Raw genomic sequence first — 5,168 nt, 5'->3', positions numbered from 1 at the left:
GTCCATTTTTTGTGCTGGCTAGAATGAATTTATCTAAGCTAATATATCCCGGATCAATATTTATTATTCGTTTATATTCGTTTATATCGGAATTAATATCTTTAGTAATATTATTCTTTTCCAAATCATTGGTTATTGTTTTGATTTCTACAAGCTCTTCTGGCCTTATCAAAGTGGAAAAAGAAAGTAATTTTTGCATTAAATTTTGACCAAATTCATCTTCATAATAATCTGTGTAATTAAAAATTTGAGTATTGCTTTCGATATCAACTTCCCCGAACTTTTTAATCAATAATTTTTGGTATACTTCAAATATTTTGTTTCCCGAGGTGAACATACTAATTACAAGTTTAACTGGTTTTGGTGAAAAAATCTTTCCCATAATTTTTTATTCCTATCTGTTTTGCTTTTTCCCTAAGCATCTTTAACCTGCTTAACAATGACTAACTTAGTAAGGCAACCTAAAAAAATTAACTTTCTTTTAGTGTAGGATTAAAAATATATTTTAGAAGGGAGTTCTTAATAATACCTTTACCGATCTCAATCGGTTTATCATCATAATAGGTTTCTATCTTAGTGGGATATTCAGTGATAATTTCTAAAGTCTGGTCGGTTTCCCATAAAAATTCTTCATTTCCGAATAATATTCTCTCAAATACAATTTTATCTTCAGAAAGAATTTTTACCCAAGTTCTGTCAGTAGCTTTTAATTTGAAAATAGGTAATTTTTCAGTTAAAACAATATCCTGCGCAGGTGATTCTGCGATAATTTTATCTGCTTCCGATTTAATAACTTCCTCAGTTAAAGCACTTATATCATCGGCTTTTTCCCCGATATTTAATTTATCTTCGTTACCAATGGTAGGCGAAGGAATTGGAAAATTCTGGGCTTCCTTAAGGGAACGGTTTAATAATAATAAACCAATAAAGATTATAAGAACAAAACTGGTTAAATAAACGTACTTAATAGGGAAGGAAAACATTTTTTTCTCAAGAAAAGATCTATCTTTTGTTTTAAGATAGATATGTTCTTCTTTTGCTTTTTTTAAATTAGATTTCTTTTTTTCTGAATTATGGTAAGTTTGAATTATTTGACTAATATTTTCTTCATTTATACCAAGGTATCTGCTATAATTTCTCAAATATCCAATACAGTAAGTTTTACCGGGAATTGCATCTATATTGCCTTCTTCAAGGGCTTGCAAATATTTTTTACGTATCTTTATGTCCCTTTCTACTTCAATCAAAGACAATCCCTTAGCTTCCCTTCTCTCTTTTAAGAAATTCCCAATATCTTTCATTTAATTAAATTTTACTCCTTTTTTTTCCAAATAATGTCGTTTTCTATATTATATACCTAAATCACTTAATGGTCGAGTTGTTCCTGATTTTTTATTCTTTACCCTATCTCTTTTTCGTAAGGAATTCCATCCGCTGCCGGAGGAGTAGCCTTACCTACTGCGCTTACCAGAACAAAAATTGCTAATAAATATGGAACCATGTTAATAAATTGTACTGGAACAGCAGTGACACCCTGTAATCTGATAGATAAAGCTTCTCCAAAACCAAATAAAAGAGCAGCTCCAGCAGTTCCCAGGGGAGTCCATTTTCCAAAAATCATGGCTGCTAAAGCAATAAAGCCTCTACCACCACTCATTTCCTTAACAAAAAAATGGGCTTGTTCCAAAGATAAAAATGAACCGGCTAATCCGGCAAGAGCACCGGAAGTGATAACGGCTATATATCGCATTTTAACAATATTTACTCCCATGGTATCTGCAGCTTGAGGATATTCTCCTACTGATCTTAATCTTAATCCGAAAGGAGTTTTATACAAAATAATATGTGATAAAGCAAAAATTATTATAGTTATATATACTAATGGGGAATGATGAGCAAACATCACTATGATACTTCTTACCCATATTGAACCCTCTCCTACATTTGGGATAGACAATCCCCAGATTGGTAAACTACTTTTTGCCATAATTTGGGTTTCACCAAACAAAAGCCAGCAAAAAAATATGGTAATCCCGCTGGCAAATAAATTAATAGCTACACCACTTACTATCTGATTTGCTTTAAAAGTAATACAGGTAACGGCATGTATTAATCCCAAGAAAATCCCTACCAAGATTGCAGCTAAAACTCCGACCCAGGGATTTTGAGCAAAATTAGTCACTGCAATTGCTGTAAATGCACCGGTTAATATCATACCTTCTAAACCGATATTTATTACCCCGGATTTTTCAGAATATACTCCTCCTAATCCCGCTAAAGCAAAAGGTATAGCTACTCTAATAGATGAGGCAACGAATTGAGCATTAAAAATATCACCAAACATTATGCTGTCTTCCTCCTTTGGCGAATTATTCTCTTTACTACTTCATCACTAATTACTACAAATATTACTATTACAGCTTGTAATACCATAATAAGTTCCCGTGGAATTCTTCCTGCGGTATATATATTTACTATAGCTCCTCCGTAATTTAAAATACCGAATAAAATAGCAGATAAGACTACTCCGAAGGGGTGATTTTTGCCTAATAGAGCTACTGCTATTCCGTTAAAACCTAATCCGGTAAAAAGCTCCTGCCTCCAGCGATATTTAAAGCCCATTACCTCATTAGTAGCTACTAAACCGGCAAAAGCACCACTTATCATCATAGCCAGAATAATATTTTTGCCAACACTGATTCCGCCATATTCAGCAGCCAAAGGGCTATAGCCGACTGCTCTTATTTCGTAACCTAAATTTGTTTTCCATAATATATAATAAGCTAATATAGCTGCACCAATAGCTATAAAAAAAGATATATTTATTTGATTATAGGAAGGAAAATCGATATTCAAAAATTTAAAAATAGTATAAAGCCGAGGAAGCCGGGCTGCTTCAGCAATTTCATTGGTATGCGGTATCATCTGTTTTACACCGGCTGTTATCATTGCTGCTGTTGGCGGTGCTTTAAATTTCAAAACGAGAAAGAAGGTTAAGGAAGATGCTATCCAGTTCATCATAATAGTGACAATAACTTCATGTACACCTGTTTTAGCTTTCAATATTCCGGGAACAGCAGCCCATAAAGCACCACCGGTAGCTGCTGATAATATGCAAAGCGGAATGAGTAATAAAGCGGGTAAATTAGCAAAGGTAAATCCAACCCAGGTAGCAAGAAAGCTCCCGATGTACATCTGTCCCTCTCCACCTATATTAAAAAGACCACAACGGAAAGCAAAAGCAACGGTTAATCCGGTAAATATTAAAGGAGTTGCTCTGAATAATACATTACCCCAGCCATCTCTATTACCTATAGCGTTACTAAATAATGTTTTATAAACAAAAATCGGATCTTCACCGATTAACTTTATTACAATTGCACCTACCAGTAGCGCAAATATAACCGCGATTAAAGGAGTAATTTTTTCTAAAATGGTATAATAGTCAAATTTTTTAATGCTTTTCAAATTTTTATTCCTCCCTAAACTACTTGTCCTTTGATAATTTTTTATTTTTAGTAGAGCCAGTCATTAATAAACCTATTTCCTTTTCGTCTGTTTTTTTAGGGTCTAAAAAAGCCACAATTTCACCTTCATAGATAACAGCAATACGGTCTGATAAAGATAAAATTTCTTCTAAATCAGCAGAAATCAGTAAGATTGCTTTTCCTTTATCTCTTTCATTTAATATTTCTTGGTGTACAAACTCAATAGAGCCTACATCTAATCCCCGCGTTGGTTGAGCAGCAATTAAAAGGTTTGGTTCTCCATATAATTCACGGGCGACAATAACTTTCTGTTGGTTTCCTCCGGATAAAGATTTTAATAAATTATCTTTATCAGAAGGTCGTATATCAAAATTTTTGATTAAATTATTAGCGTGCTTATTGATAGCAGTAAAGTTTAAGGTTAAACCTTGATTAAAAGGTGGGCGATATTGACTTCCTAAAATTAGATTTTCGGCAACCGTATATTCTGAAATTATTCCGCGTTGTCTCCTGTCTTCAGGGATATGAGCAATTTTATCTTCTCTAATATCTCGGGGAGAATCTTTAGTAATTTCCTTATCATAGAGAAATATTTTACCACTTGATGCAGAGCGAAGTCCGGTAATAACTTCTACTAACTCCGTCTGTCCATTTCCTTCTACGCCGGCAAATCCCAATATCTCTCCTTCTTTTATTTCAAAAGATATGTCTTTTACAGCTGGTAATCCTTTCCGGTTAAGTGCTTTTAATTTATCTACTTTTAAAGCTATTTTTCCCATATTGATAGGTTTTTTTTCGATCTCAAAAATGACTTCTCTGCCAACCATCATACTTGCTATCTCCTCTTGGTTAGTATCTTTGGTTTTTTTTACTCCTACCACTTTTCCTTTTCTCATGACGGTTACCCGATCAGAAAGTTCTATTACTTCATTCAATTTGTGCGTAATAAAAATAATAGTTTTACCCTGTTTTTTAAGTGATCTAAGTATTCCAAATAGTTCTTCAACTTCCTGGGGAGTTAGCACTGCAGTAGGTTCATCCATAACCAAAATCTCTGCACCCCGGTAAAGAACTTTAATAATTTCAACTCTTTGCTGTATTCCCACAGAAATATTTTCTATCTTTGCTTGGGGATCGATTTTAAATCCCATACTTTTTGATAGGTCTTCAACCTTTTTAATGGCATTTTCCATATCTATGAAAATATTATTTTTTTTAGGTTCCATACCCAGGATAATATTTTCCGTAACTGTAAGAGGCTGTACTAACATAAAATGTTGATGTACCATTCCAATCTTTAAATTGATAGCTACCTTTGGATTGGCAATATTAACTTTTTCCCCATTTACAAAAATTTGACCGGAATCAGCTTGATATAATCCATACAAAATGCTCATCAGGGTTGATTTACCGGCTCCATTTTCGCCAACTAAAGCATGTATTTCTCCTTTGTAGACTGTAAAGTTAACTTTATCATTAGCCACTACGAGAGGGAACCGTTTATTAATATTCTTCATATCTAAAGCAATCTCAGGCAATTGATAAATCCTCCTTTGATAAGGTACGCACTCAATATTAATATATTGGAGGTATCCCTTATTAGATGAATACCTCCAATATATATTGAAATATTCTATTTGGTTACTTCGGTAGGAACCACAATCTCTCCGCTTATAATTT

The 5,168-nt window shown here is 33.5% G+C and carries 5 protein-coding genes; all 5 read right to left on the bottom strand.

Features of this window, described 5'->3' with window-relative positions:
* The coding region (locus ENO17_04285; protein HER24251.1) for a DUF4416 family protein at window positions 1-382 on the bottom strand (382 nt) is incomplete at its 3' end.
* A gap of 88 nt (window positions 383-470) precedes the next feature.
* The gene (locus tag ENO17_04280; protein HER24250.1) at window positions 471-1,301 is read right to left on the bottom strand and encodes a hypothetical protein; all 831 of its coding nucleotides are present in this window, start codon (window positions 1,299-1,301) and stop codon (window positions 471-473) included.
* Between the two features lie 98 nt (window positions 1,302-1,399).
* Window positions 1,400-2,344 (bottom strand): ABC transporter permease, encoded by a 945-nt coding sequence (locus ENO17_04275; GenBank protein HER24249.1) that lies wholly within the window; start codon window positions 2,342-2,344, stop codon window positions 1,400-1,402.
* Entirely contained in the window at window positions 2,344-3,459 is a 1,116-nt protein-coding gene (locus ENO17_04270) for an ABC transporter permease (GenBank protein HER24248.1), read from the bottom strand. The genes ENO17_04275 and ENO17_04270 overlap by 1 nt, the downstream gene beginning before the upstream one ends.
* 28 nt (window positions 3,460-3,487) lie before the next feature.
* Window positions 3,488-5,005, bottom strand: a complete 1,518-nt coding sequence (locus ENO17_04265) for an ABC transporter ATP-binding protein (GenBank protein HER24247.1) — start codon at window positions 5,003-5,005, stop codon at window positions 3,488-3,490.
* Window positions 5,006-5,168 lie beyond the last annotated feature (163 nt).

Source organism: Candidatus Atribacteria bacterium, from assembly GCA_011056645.1.
Lineage (GTDB): Bacteria > Atribacterota > Phoenicimicrobiia > Phoenicimicrobiales > Phoenicimicrobiaceae > Sediminicultor > Sediminicultor quartus.
This window is presented reverse-complemented; position numbering and strand designations above follow the sequence as displayed.